This is a genomic window from Bartonella sp. MR168JLCBS (assembly GCF_042194175.1).
Map to the genome: position 1 here is coordinate 310 of NZ_JBHIMP010000566.1, position 269 is coordinate 578.

The window sequence follows — 269 nt, forward strand, 5'->3', positions numbered from 1 at the left end:
GATGTGCATGAGCGCATTAATATTTATCGTCAAACATTAAAAGCGGTAAAAGCCGGACAAAAGAGTCCTATTTTAGCAGTTGCTGAAGATTTTGCACAAGAAGCGCAGGTGCTTTGTTTTGATGAATTTAGCGTAACAGATATTGCTGATGCCATGGTATTAGGGCGCCTTGTTTCTGCTTTATTTGATCAAGGGGTTTTCTTTGTTGCAACTTCAAATGTTGCTCCCGATAATCTTTATTATAACGGTTTAAATCGAGAACTCTTTTT

General features: G+C 37.5%; 1 protein-coding gene. It reads left to right on the plus strand.

The genetic code is table 11. The features are described from left to right. Positions 1–269 (plus strand): AFG1/ZapE family ATPase (gene zapE, locus ACFIK8_RS12710; protein ID WP_375669630.1); only part of this gene is annotated, 269 nt, incomplete at both ends.